We start from the raw sequence: 20313 nt of genomic DNA on the forward strand, positions 1-20313 counted from the left end.
ATATTTACAAATCGAGTTATCTAACAGTATATGCTGTCATGATTGCTTCTAAAGTCGAAACAGCCATCTAAATAGTATCTAACCTCTTAAATCAAATCATTTATCATAATGAATAATTAAATTTTATACTTTTTAGTTATTGCATTCTTTTTCCTAACCAAGTTGATATGCTCAATTTGATCTGCTGTTAGTGGTATAACCTCACCTAACATTGATTGCATAAAATAGTTATAGGGTTCAATAACTGTTATTGGTTCAACCTTTATTGGTAACACTGGTTGGTAATGGCTCATAATTGTTACTGGTTTTTCACTCGAAAACTTAACATACATTTTTTCGTGCAATTGAATACAATCATTTTTTGTATTGATCCATTCATCACTGTCAATAACTTTATCACCGTCAATAGTAACAGTGCATGATTTAAGCTTTTCAATAACTAGTGGTTCGAGTTCTGCGATCACCTGTTGTTGATCATCTTCACTTAGTGATTGAAAGCGGTGTGAATGTTTTACACCGTTAATGTTTAATGTTGTAATATGATCAATTTCTTCTGGTGTAAATTGACGAATAACCACGGGTTCAACTGCTGCAACCTTTACTGGTAACACTGGTTTAACCTTATCATCGATAAAGTTGATTTCTACGTCATCGAATACAGTATTGCCATTAATGTAACACCACTTAATGCATGGATTATTGAGTTCAATTTCATTAATTTTTTCGTTCACTTCGTTTGCTATGTCGTGCCATAGATCAATAATTTCGATTTCTTGGGTTTCAATGAAACTGTGACTTTCATCAATAACAATCAACTCACTAATGATAAGATCTGCAATTTCGTTTGCTTGCTGTTCTAACAGATACACCTTAGCTTCTTTCTCTGCGATTACTGCATTACATGTAATTACTACTTGGTCGTATCCGTATTGGTTATGGCTATATTTCTTTTTATCGATCTTGTTTTCCATCCTCACACGTGTGTTTTCAAGTGCGATCAGCTGCTTGTTGTATTGTGCTACCTTTTTATCAAATGCTATTACTTTTTTATCAATGAATGCACTACGCTTAACAATGAAATTATTACAATAAGTGATATTACGTTGAAACTTATCTTTTTTGTATTCGTTCGAATGGCGATCAACAATTTTTGTAATACGGGTTTTAATTTTCTCAATGTCTTTTACTACTGGTAAAATGTTGGTATTGAATGTAACAACATTCTTGATCCCGTGGTTGGTAAACTCTACGCTGACACAATCCCCAACATTTAAAGCGTAATCGCAAGTTTTACTATTGCCAAAAATACTACGGTGTAACTTCAACCATCCAGTTTTATAGCTGTATTGACAATCATCACCAACCCCGTTAACTAGTGTTGTGAATGCATTATAATTGTTATTTCCAAAATCAATAATTGCTGAGATCTCACCATTATTACAGTTGAATGTAATACCTTTTGCTTTTAGTTTTAGCAGTGTCTTAACGTCTACTGTGTTCAAATCATCAATAATGATCTTAGGTTCTGGTGTAGGGTTAACGGTTAGGTTATCAACGCTGTTATCAATGCTATCACGTCCTGTAGGGCATGAAATACTAATTTGGTTAGCAGTAGCATAAACAATGCTATCATTTAGACTTGACCTTTTTACGGTCTCATTAAACGTCTTAATGAATGTCTTTAGATCTGAGATGTTGAATGTATGCGTAATCAACTGGTCTTTGATAGTCCATAGATCACCATTAACAGTTGTGAGGTGAATTAGTTTTGTTGTTGCGTCAAAATACGCACGTGTGAACCCTTTACGGCTTGCACGTGTAATGATTGATAAAAGCGGTTTTGTAATTTTCATGGGTAAAGCTCCGATAGTTTGATTTCCATCGGTAACGAAACTTATGAAATAGTATGTATAAATCCATGTAAAAATGTCCTTCTAAAATTAAGTCATGGAATCTATACAATAATCATTATGTTGTCAATATCATCTAAAACGCTGTGAATCGCACGTAATGACCATAAATGAAAAAACCCCACAACCTGTTAGATCATGGGGTTAAAGTTGCATAGCTGCTGATTTACTAGTCTAGATTTGATGTTTATTCTTGATCTAATTCCCATTCATGCAAATTAGGACTTATAGACGCAATGTCATAAGTGTCACTCATGATGATATTCAAATCTTTATAATCAATTCTGTCTACACCAGAAACAACAGCACTAATTGTATAGCCATTAGACTGATTTATTACTACACGATAAGAACCGTGATCCTTTCCCATTCCTATTCGTTTTGGGTTAGTAATGTAATCAACGTTTATACTTTTAATTAATTTAACCGCCAGTATGTTCCATGCAACAGCATCACCAACCGACTCTGATAGTAGATCATAATCTTGATCCCCATAATCAATGGTAATCTTTGATCTCAAGTTATCAATTTCTTTTTCTAATTCAATACTGGTGGCAATCAAAGCAGTGACCCCAACCCCACCTAATATGGCTTGTTGTATTTCAGATAACGCCATTTCTTTTTGAGCAATAGTTTGTTCTATCAATTTTTGTTCGGCATCAATACTAGAGCTTCTAACACGCTTTAAATGCTTGGTTATCTTAAAAATAACTTGATCTAAGTCTTTGAACGTAGGCTGATCACATTTCAATTTACCCGTGTTTTTAATCCCCATACAGAACCACTGAACATAAGTATTACCGTTACTATGTTTAGATAGTTTTTTCCCTACTGGCTCACCACATCGCATACAGCGTGTAATTCTACGCAAATGGTTATGTGAACCATGATTACCAGATCTAACCCCTGCTATAGGTTGAATACTTTCAAAATCTTCAGGACTCATGATCGCAGGGTAATGATTAAGGACTAATTTATCTAAAACAATTTTTGCAGTTGTATGATCTGTGGGATCACTACGAACTGTACGCATAGTTTGATAAGCACCATACACAGCTTTATGCGTATAGATGTTTCTTATACTGTTTTCATACCATCGTGAACCCCTTGGGGTCATGATGCCGTCGTTATTAAGTCCATTGATTATCGTTCTATCACTTTTACCTGATAGCCGCTCAAAAACTATTCTACGCACAATTTTAGCTAAATCATTAAACTGATATTGACAAGTAGTTTTATTGTAATCAATCCAGAATGGAAGTTTACGGGCTTGGGCTTCATTATGCTCAATCGCACGTAATCGCTTTTGTCCTTTAGTTTCCAATAATCGTTGTGATTTTTTCTCTGATTCCTTCCATGCTAGATCAGCCATAAGTGCTACACGCATAATAGATGTAAAATCATTTAGGCTACTTTTATCTAAAGTTAAATTATCGCTTTGGACATGTAGTACCACCCCTGTTGATACAATTTGCTTAATAAGTTCATTAGTATCTTGGAAGCCTTTTCGGGTAATCCGATCAAGGTTTTCTAAAAAAATCACATCGCCACCAGCAATAGAACCATTTTTTACTGCTTCCAGTAATGCTTCTAGCCCCGATCTTTTTTTAGCTTTGTATCCAGAGACCCCCAAATCAGAAAACGTTTTATCTTGATAATCAAGATCATGCTGTTCTGCGTAGGTTCTAGCGGCTTCCGTTTGTCTGCGTAGACTGTCACCATCAAATTGAATTGATGTAGAGAATCGTTGATACGAAAAGAGTTTATTCATGTTAGTATGCGCCTCAATTTACGTTCTGAGTATATGAGAAAGCTTTGATTAGTACAGCAAACATTACAATGCAATTTGGTGCTGAACCATTATTTGAAAATATTTCAGCTAAATTTGGTAACGGTAACCGCTATGGCCTTATCGGTGCTAATGGTTGCGGCAAATCAACCTTTATGAAAATTCTTAGCGGTGCGCTTACACCAAGTGCGGGCAACGTGTCTATCTCTCAAGGACAACGTTTAGGTACCCTAAGCCAAGACCAGTTTGCATTTGAGCAATACACGGTTGTGGACGCGGTTATCATGGGTGATGCTGCATTATGGAAAGTAAAACAAGAACGTGACCGTATTTATTCTCTGCCAGAAATGACAGAAGAAGACGGCATGGCTGTGGCTGAACTTGAAAGCGAATTTGCTGAAATGGATGGCTATACGGCAGAAAGTCGTGCCGGACAGTTACTTATTGATGCGGGTATTGATGAAGAACTGCATTACGGTTTAATGTCACAAGTAGCGCCAGGTTGGAAATTGCGTGTGTTATTAGCACAGGCATTGTTCTCAAACCCTGATATTTTGCTACTTGACGAACCAACAAACAACTTGGACATTCACACTATTAACTGGCTTGCAGGCGAGTTAAACCAGCGTAAATGTACCATGATCATTATTTCTCACGACCGTCACTTCCTAAACTCTGTGTGTACTCACATGGCAGATATCGACTACGGTGAGCTACGTATTTACCCAGGTAACTACGAGAAATTCATTGAAGCATCAACGCTAATTCAAGAGCAACTATTATCTGAAAATGCGAAGAAAAGTGCTGAAATCAATGAACTACAAGATTTCGTAAACCGTTTTGGTGCCAATGCTTCAAAAGCAAAACAAGCAAGCTCTCGTGCTAAGAAAATGGATAAAATCAAGCTTGATGAAGTGAAGTCTTCAAGCCGCTTAAAGCCATCATTACAGTTCAAGCCGGGTAAAGCACTTTACCGTCAGGCGTTGATTTTAGAAGAACTGGCTCATGGCTTTGATGGCGAAACCTTATTTGAAGGTGGCGACTTAATCCTAGATGCGGGCTCTAAATTAGCTATCATCGGTGAAAACGGCGTTGGTAAAACAACCATGCTACGTTGTTTAGTCAATGAACTAAAACACAACCATGGTGTTATCAAGTGGTCTGAAAACGCTTCTATCGGCTATTGCCCTCAAGATAGCTCATCTGAGTTTAACAATGATTTAGGTATCTTTGATTGGATTTCGCAATGGCGTACAAAAGATCATGATGATCTCGCCGTACGTAGCATTCTAGGTCGTTTATTGTTTACTGCTGATGATATTAATAAGAAAGTAAAAAACTGTTCTGGTGGTGAGAAAAACCGTCTATTATTTGGCAAACTAATGATGCTAAATATTAACGTTCTGGTTATGGACGAACCAACGAACCACATGGATATGGAAGCAATTGAAGCGCTAAATAACGCCTTAAAAGTGTACGAAGGTACGTTAATCTTTGTTAGCCATGACCGTGAATTCGTCTCATCACTAGCAACACGTATTATTGATATTCGCGATAAAAAAGTGGTTAACTTCCACGGCACATTTGACGAATACATGTCAAATCTTGCCCTTGAAGAAAAAGTCGCTTAATAACGCTGATCAGCAAGTTATGCCATTGGTATAACTTGCTGTATTTCTTTCATTACTTTTACTGCTTTTGTTACTTTTACTTTAATAAAACTTCTTTAGTTACACATCGCGCACAAAGTGACAACGTCACTCATTGAAGTACACCCTATCATACTAGCTTGCTACTATCTGTGACATTACCCATCCAGTATGAGCTGCCGTTACGCCTGTCGATGGATGCAGCTTACCTTCTAGCAACTGTTTACGCATATTATCCACATGATACAACTGAATATTAGTGGGATTTTCAATCACGATCTGCTGTTGTTTATCGGCGGTGATCACCTCTATTGGCGCTTCATCAAATACTGAAAAATGTATTTCGCCTTGGCTACCATATATCACTACTTTATCTTGGCGCGAATGACCACCAAAATTCCAACTACCACAGCCCGTCACCCCATTTGTATGTAACCAGCATGCACTCACAACATCTAATGCAGTGTACAAGTGCTGTTGATTAATGCCTACGCCTTTTACTGTTGCAAAATCACCTAACAAATACGCGAACAAATCTAATCCGTGACTCGCAAGATCATCAAAATACCCACCAGCAGCAATCATTTTATCGGTGCGCCAATTGTATTGTTGTGAAAGATCCATTGGATTTGCGGGTTTATTCAAATGCCAACTGATATGACGTATATCGCCAATATCACCATTTTCAAGCAACTGTTTTACATGATTAAAACGCGGTAAGGAACGACGATAGTACGCAACAAACAAAGGTATTTCTGCCGTTTCAAATGCTTCAACAATAGCTTGGCTATCGGCATAACTGGGAGCAAGAGGTTTTTCAACACAACAAATCTTCCCCGCTTGTGCAACTTTTAACGCTAACTCCTTATGGCTATCAGGAGGAGTTGCGATATAAACCGCATCAATCGAAGGATCATTAATTAACGCATCAGCATCCACATAAACCGTCGCGATATTATGTCGCGTTGCGTAATCATGAGCTAAGGCTTGGTCGCGACGTGTAACCGCCGCTAAGGTGAAATTTTCCACTTTATGGTAAGCAGGACCACTTTTCACTTCGGTTACTGCACCACAGCCAATCATGCCCCAACGGATCATGTTCGTGTTCATTATCTGAGTCCTTTTGATTTTCTTTATAGCGTTTGTCTATTAAAAATAGCGAATTCCAACGATAACCAGCATATATAATCTGTGTTAACTACAGTTTATGATATAAATTACGTATACTGCGAGCAACCATCTTAACTAGATAATCCTCATGACTAGTATTACTTTGATCACCAATGTCGGCAATATCGATATCAACCTTAATAAACAAAAAGCCCCTGTTACTGTACGTAACTTTATTCAGTATTGTCGTGATGGTTTTTATAACGATACGATATTTCACCGTGTTATTAATGGCTTTATGATTCAAGGTGGTGGTCATACTGCTGATTTACTCGAAAAGCCAACTCGTGATCCCATTGTAAATGAAGCAAATCGTGGCCTTAAAAACACGTTAGGCACCATTGCAATGGCCCGCACTGATGCGCCGCACTCAGCAACCGCACAATTTTTTATCAATCTCGCGGATAACGATTGTCTTGATTACACAGCAACAACTAATAATGGCTGGGGATATACGGTTTTTGGTGATGTGACAGCCGGAATGGATGTGGTCAATCATATCGCGCAAGTAAAGACCACAACGATGCAAGGGCATGAAGATGTTCCATGTGAAGCTATCGTTATCAATCAAGTGATCATTAACGAATAATGAGTGATCTTTCGTATAATTAACTGATTGTATTGATAGATAAAGGGATAAAGAGGGAGCGAATGATGATTATCACCGCTCCTACTATTACTGTGGTTAATTAGCGCGATAACGATTTTGTTTTTAGAATAATCTCAGCGTGTTCTGCTGATATCGGCATCACTTTTAATGCATGTACATTACTGCCACCGGTGTTACCAATTGGCGCGCCATCAATAGCAGTTAAACATACCGCGCCAATAATACGCATCAACTGGCCAGTAATTTCTTTAAAATCACGCTGTTTTAATGCCCAACATAACATTAAATAATGTACCTTTACATGCCAATATGTGGATTCTTGCCCAAGTACATGTGCATTTTCTAAATGTCGAAATGCCGCCGCTACATCACCTTTTTTCTGAGCACGATACGAACGCATCATTTCTCTTTTAATATAAGGTGCGATATTGTGACTAAAATTACTCATTGTCCCTCCGAGTCATTATTCATCCTTAAATAATTAGCCTACAATGGTTGTTTTATTATTATGGTTGCAATGTTACTGCTGTACCAAATGCTAATAGTTCACACGAACCGTCCATGATTGCACTGGTTGTAAAGCGAATACCGACAACAGCATCTGCACCTAATGCTGCGGCATCCTCTTCTAACCGTGTCATCGCTTGGCTACGAGCTTCATTAAACATCTCGGTATATCCTTTCAGCTCACCACCAATAATCGTTTTTAAACCTGCCATAATGTCACGGCCGATATGCTTTGATTGCACAACATTACCCGTAACTACACCCAGTATAGCGGTAATCTCATGCCCAGGAACGGTTTCAGTTGTTGAAAAAATCATTTTGTGAAACTCCTCTTAAAATCACGCACTCAATATTCATCAATAAAATACACGATCATGCTCAATCACCACCTATTTTGTACTGATTGAGCATAATATTATCTCTTGTTAGTGATGGCCTTATACCCACAGATAAGCAAGTTAATCATGGCTGTAATAACATTAGAGTTATTGTATTCTTCCATTACATAAATAAAGTTAGACTTAAAATGCGCAACCGCTTCTGCGCTAGTGTCAGCAAAAATCACATCATCCTCAATCTCAAACCCGGCTGCCAATAATTGTTGTTTCTGCGTTATAAATTGCTTATCCGCCATATCTAAATAGGTAAATTTCTCGCGATTTGAATGCGGTAAACAAAAAAACTGATATTTAGCCATCACATATTCACTGCTATCATTGATTATTCATTAATAGCATATTTTCATCACTAAAAACGTATCTTTCACTACACTATTTTGATTTATCGCACAAAAAATAATAACGCTATAAATTTAATAAATAAGCAGTTGTTTTTATAAATCGCTACAACTGCATGTTACAGTCGGAAGATAAGTCATTTTATTATCACGGAATAACATCATTGCAGTATTTATTATGGCTAAGATATCATTCTCATTTTTAGTTAATGGCTGCTCATAAACCCAACCACCACAGCCATAACCCACAAGTGGCAAGCTTTTACTGTCTATCGATTGATCTTCAGCGATCTCTATAACAATAGTGGTCGAGGTTGATGATAAGCACCATGAATAACCTTGTACTTCCCCATAACCTGTTATTTTTGAATCAATATTAATCTCACCACAATAGTTTTCATTGTTTATTTTAATCATTATCTTGGCCTACTTTTATTATTAACTCAGAGTATAGAGCGCATCATGTTTACTATCATAAGGAACTTTAAATACAAAAAATAACAAAATATCAATTTATAAGTATGCAAAAACAACCACAGACTTTAAGTTAAACTTAACCTATCTTTATTTATATTCAAATTTACAAAATAAAAAATAGCGCTATAGTTTATATATCGTTGAATAAACATAACAATACAACTGCTGTAGTTGATCTTTATATCGATATTTAAAGATAGAGGTAATGTCATATCTCATCTAAAAAGATAAATCCTATACGCTATTAATCAATGACACTTTCATTAAAAAGTATATTTATGTCCACAAATAAACAACAAATCGAGCTACAAAAAGAGATGGGACCTAATTGGTTTGCATCCGTTATGGGCACTGGTATTATCGCCAATGCAGCTGTAGGTTTACCTTTTATAGGCAAAGACTTAGTAGGATTTGCAACCGTCGTTTGGTTAATTGCTTTTGCAATGCTGATCGTTATGACTATCGTAAAAACTTACCAAACAATTTCTAAACCCCATATCATTAAACGTCAATTTAACGATCCAGTGATGTCCCAATTCTTTGGTGCACCACCGATGGCATTTCTCACCGTTGCTGGCGGTACGTTATTATTAGGCCCTCACCTTTTCGGACAACATCTAGCCCTAAATATTGCTTGGCCACTCTTTTGGATTGGTACTATCAGCGGCATTATCACGGCCATTATTATTCCTTACCGTTTATTTACTCATAATGAAGTTCATGACGATGCCGCTTTTGGGGGGTGGTTAATGCCCGTTGTTCCGCCAATGGTATCAGCGACTATTGGCTCAATGTTCTTATCCCACATGGCGCATTCTGCAGCACAACAAAGCTTACTTTATGGCATGTATGCCTGTTTCGGTATGAGCTTAATGGCGTCAGTAATTATTATTACTTTGATCTGGAGCCGTTTAGCACATGCAGGTACGTCAGGTAGTGCTCGTGTGCCAACGCTATGGATTGTATTAGGACCTCTAGGTCAATCAATTACTGCGGCGGGTTGTCTGGGTACAGCGGCGATGTTTACTGTCAATGAGCCTATTGCGAGTGCAATGAATGTGATGGCAATTTTATATGGCGTGCCTATTTGGGGCTTTGCTATGTTATGGTTCTGTGTCGCAGCATTATTAACCCTACGTGCTATGCGCCGTAAAATGCCATTTGCATTAACATGGTGGGCTTTTACCTTCCCCGTAGGTACATGTGTAACAGGCACAACACAATTAGCACTTCATACTGGTTTACCTGCTTTTCAATGGGCGTCAATTATTCTGTTCGCCTTCTTGATTTTAGCATGGGTCACCGCTGCTTTAGGAACATGCAAAGGCTTTAAACACGGTAAGATTTTTAATAATCCAACCGCTGTAGTGCATATTAAATCGAAAAAAGGCAATAACTGATAGTCAGTACATCCTGTGATATTTAATGGTTATTAATTACATATCACAGGATTATTTGAACAACAGGAACTTAGGCTGCCGTTACTTTATTAGCACGTAAGCTTCCAATAACATTCACTAATGCACCTATAACTATCATCGTTCCTCCCGCTAACGTCCATGCTGACGGCACTTCACTAAAGACTAACCAACCTAAAATGATCGAGAACACCACTTGAATATAAGAATACGCGGTTGCTTTACTTGCCACTTCTACTTTCATCGCTTTGGTTAAGCCCACTTGACCAAACTGGGTAAAAATACCCACGAAAAGTAATAAGAACATCGCCTCTGTAGTTGGCATAACAAAATCATCGCCCAGTAATAGCACCGATAATGGTAATGCAATCAATGGGAAATAAAGAATAATTACCGAACTATCTTCCGTGCTACTCAACCGCTTCACAATAATATAAGACACCCCACTACCAAATGCCCCTAGCAGTGCAATACCAATACTAAATAATGGTAACTGCTGAACATGATCTAACGTCAGTCCTGGCCCCACCATCAGTAATAACCCCATAATTGAGCACAATATACAAATAATGGTACTTATATGGATTTTTTCTTTAAGGAAAAGGATCGCTAACACCGCCGTAAAAACAGGATTAAGGTACTGTAAAATGGTTGCTTCGGCTAAAGGTAGCGTTGAGACCGCATAATATACACAAATTAATGACAATGAACCTGTAATACCACGGGTGAGTAATAGCTTGCGATTATTACCCCAGATATCAATCCGTTTACGTTTAACATCAGCGTAGCTAATCAGCAATGATACCACTGCACGCGCAGCAACAATTTCAAACACCGGAATACCATAAGTATGGACTAATTTCACACAGCTCGACATTAATGCAAAGGCAAACGCTGACATCAGCATATATCTGACGCCAACAGGTATTTTATTCAAAGAAAAATTGGGCATAGGAAGCAGTTCATTAACATAAACGACCATTTTATGAAAATAAACCTCAACCTCGCAAGTGTTATATCACTCACCACCTTTTATGATTTGAATTATTATATTGGTGCTTACGGCTGAAAAATGAACTGAAAATTAACAAGATGAGATTGTCATTACTGATATGGTCATTTATTCCAACAAGCATAAAATAAAAATCAATTTTATAAACTTAATTAACGACCATGAAAAAACTACCTTTATTAGCATGTGCAATTGCCAGTTTACTTGGTACTCAAGCGGCAAGTGCGTGTACCACTCTGCTTGTTGGTGATCAAGCTTCAACCAATGGTGCCTATTACATGGCACGTAATGAAGACTATAAAGCAATCTGGGCGAAACACTTTGTTCTTCACCCCCATGCAGTAAATCAAAAAGGCGAATTCCATTCCAATACTGATGGTTTTACTTATCCTTACCCTAAAGTGTCATTGGCTTATACATCAATGCAGGATTGGGATACTCATGATAAAACCATGGGTGAAGTGGGTTTAAACTCAGCAGGTGTAGGGATTACATCGACCGAAAGTCTGACTAACCGAAAAGCCGCACTGGCCGTCGACCCTTATAATGTTAAAAATGGTATTAATGAAGATTCAATCGAAAATGTGATTTTACCTCGTATTCACAGTGCTAAAGAAGGCGTTGAGTTACTAGGTAAAATCATTGAAGAGCGAGGAGCATCACAAGGCTTTGGGGTTGGATTTATTGATAAAACCGGAATTTGGTATTTAGAAACAGGCAGTGGTCATCAATGGATGGCACGTAAAATTCCTAAAGATGCTTATTTCATTTCAGGTAACCAATCACGTTTAAAACAATATCTACCGAATAACAGTGATTATCTCGCCTCTCCAACATTAGTTTCTTTTGCTGAACAACATGGTTTGTATGTTGCAAAAGCTAATCAACCTTTTGATTTCCATGATGCTTATGCCACCACTGGCGGCCAAGAAAATATCACTTATAACTACCCTCGCGTATGGATTGCACAACATATTCTAAACCCAAGCCTTAAAACACAAATTGATCGCGACCAACCAAACTACCCTGTATTCTTAACACCGACACATAAAATCTCCCTTCAAAAAGTGGAAGAAATTATGCGTAATCATTATCAAGGCACTGCGATGGACCCATATGAAAATGCGGATCCACTCGGTCACTATCGTCCAATTTCGGTATTCCGTTGTGCTGAATCACATATCATTGAAGTACGTCCAAACCTACCGATTGCGATTGGTGAAACAGAATACATTAACCTGGGTATGACTGCGCTTGGGGTTTACATTCCTTTCTATCAAGGAACCACTGAAATTCCATATGGTTATGATATCGGTACAGATGTCGCGAGTAATGGTTCTATCTTCTGGGATATGCGTAAACTACAAACCTTAGGTATGGCGAATTGGAAACAAAACGAACCTATTATTCGTGCTGCCTACGATAAATACGAAACTGATACTGCTATTGCTCAGAAAATAATGGAACAAAAATACCTTAGCCTTTATAAGCAGCATCCAGAACAAGCGACAGCTTTAATTAATAAATTTGAAAAAACTGCCACAGATAATGCATTAAAAGTTACCAATGAATTGTTTACCACACTAACTCAAAAAGCAGATATGGCGTCACACTTCGCAGGGGCATAACCTGAAACGTAACCTAATGTATAGTTTGAAATTGCATTAAACCTTAGTACTTATTTAACCTTTAAAAGCGTCATTGTTGGCGCTTTTTTGTTACATTCAGCAAGGGCTCATGCTTGATCTTAATCTTCCCCACCCGCGCCCCCATCAAAAACAAATCATATCCCCACTAACGGATTACGTTATAATCACCATCCAGCTCAACAATAAATAGAATAATATGTACCAATTGACGTTTTCATTTGAAGAATTTCTTGCCGAGTTTTGGCAAAAGAAACCCACCATTATCAAAGGCGGTTTTAAAAACTTTGTCGATCCTATTTCAGCAGATGAACTCGCTGGACTGGCAATGGAAGAAGAAGTTGATTCGCGTTATATCGCTAAATTAGCCGACACTTGGGATGTGCGTCATGGACCGCTGACTTTTGATGATACACCCGCAGATAATTGGTCATTCATTGTTCAAGCGGCAAACCATTGGCATGAAGGTGCTGCGCAACTGATCACTCCATTTCGTCAGTTACCCGGTTGGTTACTAGACGATCTAATGATCAGCTACTCAACCCCTGGCGGTGGTGTTGGCCCTCATATCGATCAATATGATGTATTCATTACTCAAGGTTCAGGTAAGCGTCATTGGCGCGTAGGCCCTAAAAAAGACGATTACGAAGAAGAATGTCGTCATCCTGCATTACGTCAGATAAAAGGTTTTGAGCCAATTATTGACGATATTTTAGAACCTGGTGATATTTTATATATTCCGCCTGGTTTCCCGCATGATGGCTACGCAATTGAAACATCAATGAGTTTTTCCGTAGGCTTCCGTTCACCAAAGAAACAAGAACTATTGAGCAGTTATGCCGACTTTGTGATTGCGAATGATATTGGTGATGTGCACTACCATAATCCAGCATTACCAGCTCGTGCTAACAACGGTGCTATTTTGGCAGAAGAAGCCAAAGATCTAGAAAACATGATGCGTAGTGTGCTGGATCACCCACAATTATTAAAACAATGGTTAGGTGAGCATCTAACACAAAATCGTCATGAACTTGATGTAATGGCATCTGAGCCGCCATGGCAAAATAACGAGACTTATCAGTTCTTAGAAGACGGTGAAGCATTTAAACGTATTGGTGGTTTACGTGCGTTTTATCATCCCGACCAAGCTCATATTGTTTATATTAATGGCGAGCAATATCAATTACCGCCAGAGTGTGCTGATGCCGCTAAATTATTGTGTGATGAAGAACAAATCACTCATGCACAATTAGGCGAACAACTTGATAACCCAGCATTTTTAGCAATGTTAACCCAGCTAATTAATATTGGTTATTGGTATCCTGTTGAATAACTAAATTAAAAAAAGCGGCTATTAATGAATGTTAATCGCCGCTCTTTTATTATTGTTTATATTAGACAATTACTGTTTATATTGTGCCAGAGTCAGAGATAATCGCTTTACCCACCAATTAATTGCATCTTTAATATCATCAGAAGAATCAATCATCGTACTCAAGTCTTTATTGCCGCTTTTACGATCAATCGCCGCCATAATTGGCTCACCAGTTGTCGCATCACTGATCAATATTTCCATTGACGCTGAACCAACATTGGTATGCTCACCTGTAAGCACTTTTGAAATGGTTGAGATCCCCAACCCTACAGGTAATACGCTACTTGTGATCGCTAAAATAGGATTAGGTGTTTGCACATTGGTGATCGCAATCGTCACCCGTAATGTTTTAGGTTGTGGCTTTTCAACAACGGTTAGCTTTGTATTTAGCGATTTTAACTGATTGATAAAGTAATCTTTTATCATAATAATGTCAGCTTCTGATAAGTGATCACTTTTTTCTTTATCAAGCACGATATACACCTGATCATAAATAATATTATCGTACTGCGCTATTTTACGTTGCAGTGAACGCTGATTAAATATACCCCGTTGTGCCCACACTAAATCAACCCCATCCTTTGGGCCTTGGCGAAAATCTTCAAAGGTTGTAAATGTCTTTGGTTTCACTATTTGGTGATTATTAGCACAACCACCTACACCTAAAATAACGAGCATTAATAACCAAATATTGCTTTTCATTGCTTCACCTTGCATCCATGTAGTGAAAATACAGTACTCCATACTATAAATTAATAATCAACATGATGCAAAGGTAATAGTACTGATCTCTGTTGATTGAGCGGCTCAAAATGAAAATAATTTGTGAGGATCTCTGTTAATGATAAATAACACCAAACGTTCACAAATATTCATTTTAGGTTATCTCTTCAACCAAACGCATCCAATAATACCAGTAAAAAAAAGCTAACACATAGGTTAGCTCTTTTTAGTTATTCAAATGAAATCATTAGTTATAAGCGGGCTAATTCTGCTTTGCGGGTTTTATTTGTCACACAGAAATTACCACGACGAGTACGGCACTTTGAACAACGTTCACATTCAACGTCAGCCTTATACCCCTCTAACCAACGTTTAATTAACTTAGGTTCAGACAGTAATGGGCGTGATAATGCGAAAAATTCAATACCTGTATTATTCGCCATCGCTTCAATAGCATCAAACTCACTTAAGCCACCAACAGTAATCACTGGCACATCAACATCTTGGCTGATCACATCACCGTATTGGTGGAAGTAACCTTCAGCTTCAATGGTATAACCGTCGTAAGACTCGCCCACCATAGTGTCAGCCTTGCCATGCACGTTACCTGAAATAATAATCGCATCCACACCAACCACTGCTAGCTTTTTACAAATAAGACGCGTATCAGCAAACGTTAGTCCACCATCAAAGAATTCAGAGGCAGTTAATTTCACCAAAATCGGAAAATCATCGCCGACTAGCGTTCTAATTTTCGCGTAAATTTCTAATAGAAAGCGCATACGATTATCAAGGCTACCGCCATACTGATCATCACGTTGATTATAATACGGGCTTAGAAACTGGTTAATTAGATAAGTATGTGCCGCATGAATTTCAACACCATCAAAACCCGAATCTTGAGCGCGTTTAGTCGCTAACGCAAAAGCTTCAACAATATAATCAATGTCAGCTTGAGTCATAGTCTGGCCTAATGTTTGAGTGCCTTTCTCGCACACTGCACTAGGAGCAAAGATCACCCGCTCACCAAGGTTGTAAGTGGTTTTAGTGCCGCCATAGGCCAGTTGCATCACGATTTTAGAATCGTATTGATGAACAAGATCTGTCAGTTTTTGATATTCTTCGATAAACGAGTCGTTATACATCCCCATCATGCCAGCATTGGGTTTTTCTTCTGCGACAATATTTGCATAACCCGTTACGATCAGCCCTACTTCACCTTGTGCAAGCTCTTCATAAATAGCATAAAGCTTATCGGTCATATGGCCATCTTCTGTTGCCATATTTTCCCATGTTGCACTACGAACAAAGCGGTTTTTTAATGCCATGTTGCCAATACGGGCTTCTGTAAATAAAGTACTCAAATCACGTCCTCTTAAATATCATGTCGTCTTATTTTCACCAACGCCATAAAAACAAAAAGAACAGCATTATTGAGCTGTTCTTTTTTATGTGTTGTTATCATAAACGCTAAGCTGACATGAATAATACCGTGACTACATCTAAAAATCTTTAATCTGGATTAAGATAATGTCAGTTGTATCGACTATGATCTCCAGCCATCCTGATAATTTAATATGCTATAACACTCAAACATACTTGTTGATTATGATGTTAAAATTAAACTAAAAATTATCGTAATATTTTACCTAAGAATATATAGAGAAAAAGCTGCACAAGGCAGCTTCTTCTATCATTAATAAATCAGTAACTTTAAGATCTAAAATAGATACTTAATTAATAAAGTGTCTTACTCAATTTAAAGTTCTTAAATAATGATGATGTAAATGGATTAGCGTCCTCTTCCGTATTTAGACGGTAAACAACATTGCCGCCGTTGATCGAAAATCTATAATCAATACTTGTTTCACTCGCACTTACAACCTGCCCTTGCTCAAGAAGACGGAAAAATGCCCATGGCCCTTGAATCGTAATAGCTCGCGGTGATAAATTCACCGATGCTGGTACTAATGATAATTTAGATATCGAAGAATCCCGTAATGTATTGGGCCAAATGAGTTCTACTGGCCGACGAGAACCATGACTATATTCAATATATTGTCCATCAACATTAATAACGCTACGACGTTGGTTAGCACTTAAATTAATAGGTTCAAGTGTAAATTCAACATCCAAGATTCCTTTACGATTAAAAAATGCTTGCTGAATCTTTTTCGCATTGGCAAATTGCTTCAATACATCATTACGTAATAAGGATGACTTATTAGTACTATTCATATCCATTGAGAGCTTGTCATCAATGAATAATTTCAGCTCATTATTATAAAAATTATCCAATGTACCATTAGGTGCAAAGAAAGCTTCAAAATCCTTTAACGAGACATCTTTCGATGTATTATTATTAAATGGATAGCGAGACATTAACTTTTGTTGGTATTCCTTATACACATCACTTTGCCAGCGTACTTCAACATACTTAATCGCTTCTTGTTTAACCACATACCAACTTTCTTCTGCGATTTCTTTAACTAAATTATCAAGTGGCTTGGGTAAATTAGTTGCTATTTGTTGAAGTGTATAAATAGGATCATTGTCTTTTAACGCAAGCCTATCTTTTGTTGCATCTAAAGCTGCTTTACCCCTATCCGGTGCATCTTGAATCGCTTTCATATAATGATAAAGTTGCTGTATTGAGGTCATCACTTCTTGTAAATACGCAGGCTGTTTATCATTGTTATCTAATATTAAATCTATATCAGTAAACGGGGTTGCGATCATTGACGCTACTTGATATTGCGGTGACGTCATTAACGCCAAACGCGCTTTATCATTTTCAGGTAATGTTGGAAATAACTGCGTATTTATATCAACAGTTTTAATAAAGCGCTCTATTGGTTGCTTATGTCCAACTATATTACTCAAAATAGTTACAGCGTCATTAATGTCTGAAAAATATTTAATTTCAATATTATTTAATGCTAATTGCCATGTATTCACATAATCATCAACATACAAATCACGAATTTTCTGGCGTAACACTTGTTTATCTTCAGCACTAAATTTAGCGACGGTTGACTCACCTAAAACCCAACTATCAACAAGCGCAACATCAGACAATGACTCAACTTTAGGTAAAAAATAGCTATTAAAGCCTTTTTTAGTCAATAACTGTGGAATGTTTAGAGCATCATCTTCTATACGCTGGCCAAACACAATTTCAAACACTGGCCCAACCGATTTTTTAATATTTAAAGGAGCACCAAGCTCTTGCTCTGCTGTATGCTTTAAATTGTCATAAACACGATCAGCTAAGTCTACAGAACTAAGATCTTGTTGAGTTCCTTCAATTAAATTATCGTATGGCTTCATAACTAAAATTGCATTTCTATTACCATCATTACGAAGGCCTTGAAGATCAGTGTACTCTAATGAATAATTTAAATGCGCCAGTAATTGTTCTTGAGTTTTAGCATCATTAGGAAAAGTATGCTGCCAAACCTTTGAAAAATATCGCCTTACAACATCATCCTGTCGCCCACTACGATCAGTTAACATTCGAAATACTCGCAATGCTGATAACTCTTGTTGCTCTGAATTAGCATCATTAATATCGACAGCAAGTTGTTTCATTAATGAAGGCAAGAATTTAAGTTGTAATAGTCCTAAATAGGTTTCTTCAACTTTTGGTCCAATCTTATGCCCTTGATAGAGACCCATATCAGACACAAACTTCGGTTTATCTTGAAATACACCAAACTCTAGTGTTGCTTGACGAATTGAATTTAATGATGCTAATAACTCTTGCTCTGAACGCATCAACTTAACGTTTGAATATTCATTTTTAAATTGATTAACTTGACTCAGTACTGCATTTTCATGAGCAATATTCTGAGTATAATAACGCTGCCATCCACCTATCAATAATACAGATGCAATACTGCATGCTAATACTGACATCCAGAGTACTTTTGTTTTATGTCTGATAACACGTAAACTGTCAGATGCAATACCCGCTTCTGGATAAATAATCTCATTAAAAAGTTTTTTTACAAAAAAAGTAGTTGAGTTTTTAGAGTGTTGCGCACTATTAATTGTATTTGATAAACCGTAACGACGAGATGCGGCATCAACAAATGCATCCGTTGGTACTCCTTGCTGATAGACAGACATAAAGTAAATACCACGAATTAACGCCGGTGTTGAAAATTGATCACTTGCAAAAGCATCTTCTAGTAACTGCTTTAAGACATCATGCAACCCTGCAACTTGGCGAGAAAAGCTATAAATAGCCGTACGATCTTCAGCACCAACAGCATGGCGCAATACCAAAGGTAAAGAATCATTAATACGTTCAATAAATTGAATATAATCTTGGTCAAATTCAGTTAGCCAATAATCGAAATCTTTTACAGTATTCAGTGAAAAAGTAAATCCCATTACCTCTTCACGTTGACTTTGAGTATAACTACGGAAATAAGGTTCAAAACCATGCAACAGATCTAATTTAGTCAATGCAATATATACGGGCATTCGTGTTGATAATATTTCCATCAACTCACGTAATCGAGCACGTAATAAATTAGCGTATGCACGACGCTCAGCAACAGTTGAACTCGCAAGATGCTCAATATCAAGAGCAATAACAACGCCATTTAATGGTCGTTGTGACCGCGTTTTATCTAGCCAATTAACGAAGTTAAGCCATAAACGTCGTTCCATTTCTCCATCATTATTCTCTTCATTCTGTCGTTGCGTCAATAATTCACCATCAGGATCAATCAATACCGCATCATCACCAATCCACCAATCAAAAGAATACGGATTTTCACTTTTCTTCCCTGATGCACGCATGACACTAGAAAATACAAAATTCTGGTTAGAACGATTAATCAGGCTTGTTTTACCTGCATTTTCTAACCCTAATACCAAATACCAAGGCAAACTATATAGATAGTTACGTTTATTTAAATTTTGTTTTAGCTCACCCATAACTTGGTTAAGTTCAATCTGCTGACGCTCTTCTAACCGTTTAATAGGATCTTCAACTAATCTCTCTTCGTGTGCTTTATCTTTATTTATACGTTGTAAACTATGCCATTGCATCAAGCCCCATACCGTAAAACAACACAACGAAAAAATAATGCTCAAGACAACACGAGATGTGACTGTCGTTAAAGGTTGCTGACCTTCAATGTCTAACCAAGGTCCCGCCCACCAGATAGCAACATTTATTAGAATAAATGTTGCTAACATAATCACAGGTAATGATGTTTTAAAACTTGAAGCAAGCCTGAAGCCGATTGATCTTATTAAATTCCACATTTTATATT

16 protein-coding genes are annotated in these 20313 nt (G+C 37.4%); 5 read left to right on the top strand and 11 right to left on the bottom strand.

Annotated elements, in window-relative coordinates; translation table 11 throughout:
* Nucleotides 1–116: 116 nt before the first annotated feature.
* Both C9I86_RS03575 and C9I86_RS03580 read right to left on the bottom strand, forming a co-directional pair.
* Nucleotides 117–1853: a hypothetical protein gene (locus tag C9I86_RS03575; RefSeq protein ID WP_107275652.1), complete on the bottom strand. Its 1737-nt coding sequence runs from the start codon at nt 1851–1853 to the stop codon at nt 117–119.
* A gap of 244 nt (nt 1854–2097) precedes the next feature.
* Nucleotides 2098–3681, bottom strand: a complete 1584-nt coding sequence (locus tag C9I86_RS03580) for a recombinase family protein (RefSeq protein WP_107275653.1) — start codon at nt 3679–3681, stop codon at nt 2098–2100.
* Nucleotides 3682–3725: 44 nt separating this feature from the next.
* Between C9I86_RS03580 and C9I86_RS03585 the strand changes: the two genes are divergently transcribed.
* The gene (locus tag C9I86_RS03585; RefSeq protein ID WP_080156119.1) at nt 3726–5330 is read left to right on the top strand and encodes an ABC-F family ATPase; all 1605 of its coding nucleotides are present in this window, start codon (nt 3726–3728) and stop codon (nt 5328–5330) included.
* 153 nt (nt 5331–5483) lie between these two features.
* On the opposite strand, the gene C9I86_RS03590 is transcribed toward C9I86_RS03585, so the two are convergent.
* Nucleotides 5484–6458 (bottom strand): Gfo/Idh/MocA family protein, encoded by a 975-nt coding sequence (locus C9I86_RS03590; RefSeq protein WP_107275654.1) that lies wholly within the window; start codon nt 6456–6458, stop codon nt 5484–5486.
* A gap of 148 nt (nt 6459–6606) precedes the next feature.
* Here C9I86_RS03590 and C9I86_RS03595 point away from each other — a divergent pair, with 148 nt between their 5' ends.
* The gene (locus tag C9I86_RS03595) at nt 6607–7107 is read left to right on the top strand and encodes a peptidylprolyl isomerase (protein ID WP_107275655.1); all 501 of its coding nucleotides are present in this window, start codon (nt 6607–6609) and stop codon (nt 7105–7107) included.
* A 100-nt stretch (nt 7108–7207) separates the two neighbouring features.
* Here C9I86_RS03595 and C9I86_RS03600 read toward each other — a convergent pair whose 3' ends face one another.
* The 4 genes from C9I86_RS03600 to C9I86_RS03615 form a co-directional block, all read right to left on the bottom strand.
* On the bottom strand, nt 7208–7576 hold the full coding sequence (locus tag C9I86_RS03600) for a DUF3703 domain-containing protein (protein WP_107275656.1): 369 nt from the start codon (nt 7574–7576) through the stop codon (nt 7208–7210).
* A 58-nt stretch (nt 7577–7634) separates the two neighbouring features.
* The gene (locus C9I86_RS03605; RefSeq protein ID WP_107275657.1) at nt 7635–7952 is read right to left on the bottom strand and encodes a YbjQ family protein; all 318 of its coding nucleotides are present in this window, start codon (nt 7950–7952) and stop codon (nt 7635–7637) included.
* A gap of 98 nt (nt 7953–8050) precedes the next feature.
* Nucleotides 8051–8332 carry a hypothetical protein gene (locus C9I86_RS03610; RefSeq protein ID WP_080156124.1) on the bottom strand — a complete coding sequence of 94 codons (282 nt, stop codon included), beginning with the start codon at nt 8330–8332 and terminating at the stop codon, nt 8051–8053.
* 135 nt (nt 8333–8467) lie between these two features.
* On the bottom strand, nt 8468–8788 hold the full coding sequence (locus C9I86_RS03615; protein ID WP_107275659.1) for a hypothetical protein: 321 nt from the start codon (nt 8786–8788) through the stop codon (nt 8468–8470).
* 338 nt (nt 8789–9126) lie between these two features.
* Between C9I86_RS03615 and C9I86_RS03620 the strand changes: the two genes are divergently transcribed.
* A complete protein-coding gene (locus C9I86_RS03620; RefSeq protein ID WP_107275660.1) occupies nt 9127–10248 on the top strand; it encodes a TDT family transporter in 1122 nt (373 codons plus the stop codon).
* Nucleotides 10249–10318: 70 nt separating this feature from the next.
* Here the strand turns inward: C9I86_RS03620 and C9I86_RS03625 are convergent, their stop codons facing one another.
* Nucleotides 10319–11218, bottom strand: coding sequence for a DMT family transporter (locus C9I86_RS03625; protein WP_107275661.1), 900 nt, complete (start codon nt 11216–11218; stop codon nt 10319–10321).
* A 221-nt stretch (nt 11219–11439) separates the two neighbouring features.
* On the opposite strand from C9I86_RS03625, the gene C9I86_RS03630 reads away from it, so the two are divergent.
* Both C9I86_RS03630 and C9I86_RS03635 read left to right on the top strand, forming a co-directional pair.
* Complete coding sequence (locus C9I86_RS03630; protein WP_107275662.1) at nt 11440–12906, top strand: C69 family dipeptidase; 1467 nt, start codon at nt 11440–11442, stop codon at nt 12904–12906.
* A gap of 217 nt (nt 12907–13123) precedes the next feature.
* Nucleotides 13124–14257, top strand: a complete 1134-nt coding sequence (locus tag C9I86_RS03635) for a cupin domain-containing protein (protein WP_107275663.1) — start codon at nt 13124–13126, stop codon at nt 14255–14257.
* A 69-nt stretch (nt 14258–14326) separates the two neighbouring features.
* Here the strand turns inward: C9I86_RS03635 and C9I86_RS03640 are convergent, their stop codons facing one another.
* The 3 genes from C9I86_RS03640 to tssM form a co-directional block, all read right to left on the bottom strand.
* Nucleotides 14327–15001 carry a DUF3313 domain-containing protein gene (locus tag C9I86_RS03640; RefSeq protein WP_107275688.1) on the bottom strand — a complete coding sequence of 225 codons (675 nt, stop codon included), beginning with the start codon at nt 14999–15001 and terminating at the stop codon, nt 14327–14329.
* 272 nt (nt 15002–15273) lie between these two features.
* Nucleotides 15274–16386, bottom strand: coding sequence for an NADH:flavin oxidoreductase (locus tag C9I86_RS03645; protein WP_107275664.1), 1113 nt, complete (start codon nt 16384–16386; stop codon nt 15274–15276).
* A gap of 373 nt (nt 16387–16759) precedes the next feature.
* Nucleotides 16760–20305 (bottom strand): type VI secretion system membrane subunit TssM, encoded by a 3546-nt coding sequence (gene tssM / locus C9I86_RS03650; protein ID WP_107275665.1) that lies wholly within the window; start codon nt 20303–20305, stop codon nt 16760–16762.
* Between the last annotated feature and the right edge of the window lie 8 nt (nt 20306–20313).

The sequence above is a fragment of the Photobacterium sp. NCIMB 13483 genome (assembly GCF_003025475.1).
Lineage (GTDB): Bacteria > Pseudomonadota > Gammaproteobacteria > Enterobacterales > Vibrionaceae > Photobacterium > Photobacterium piscicola.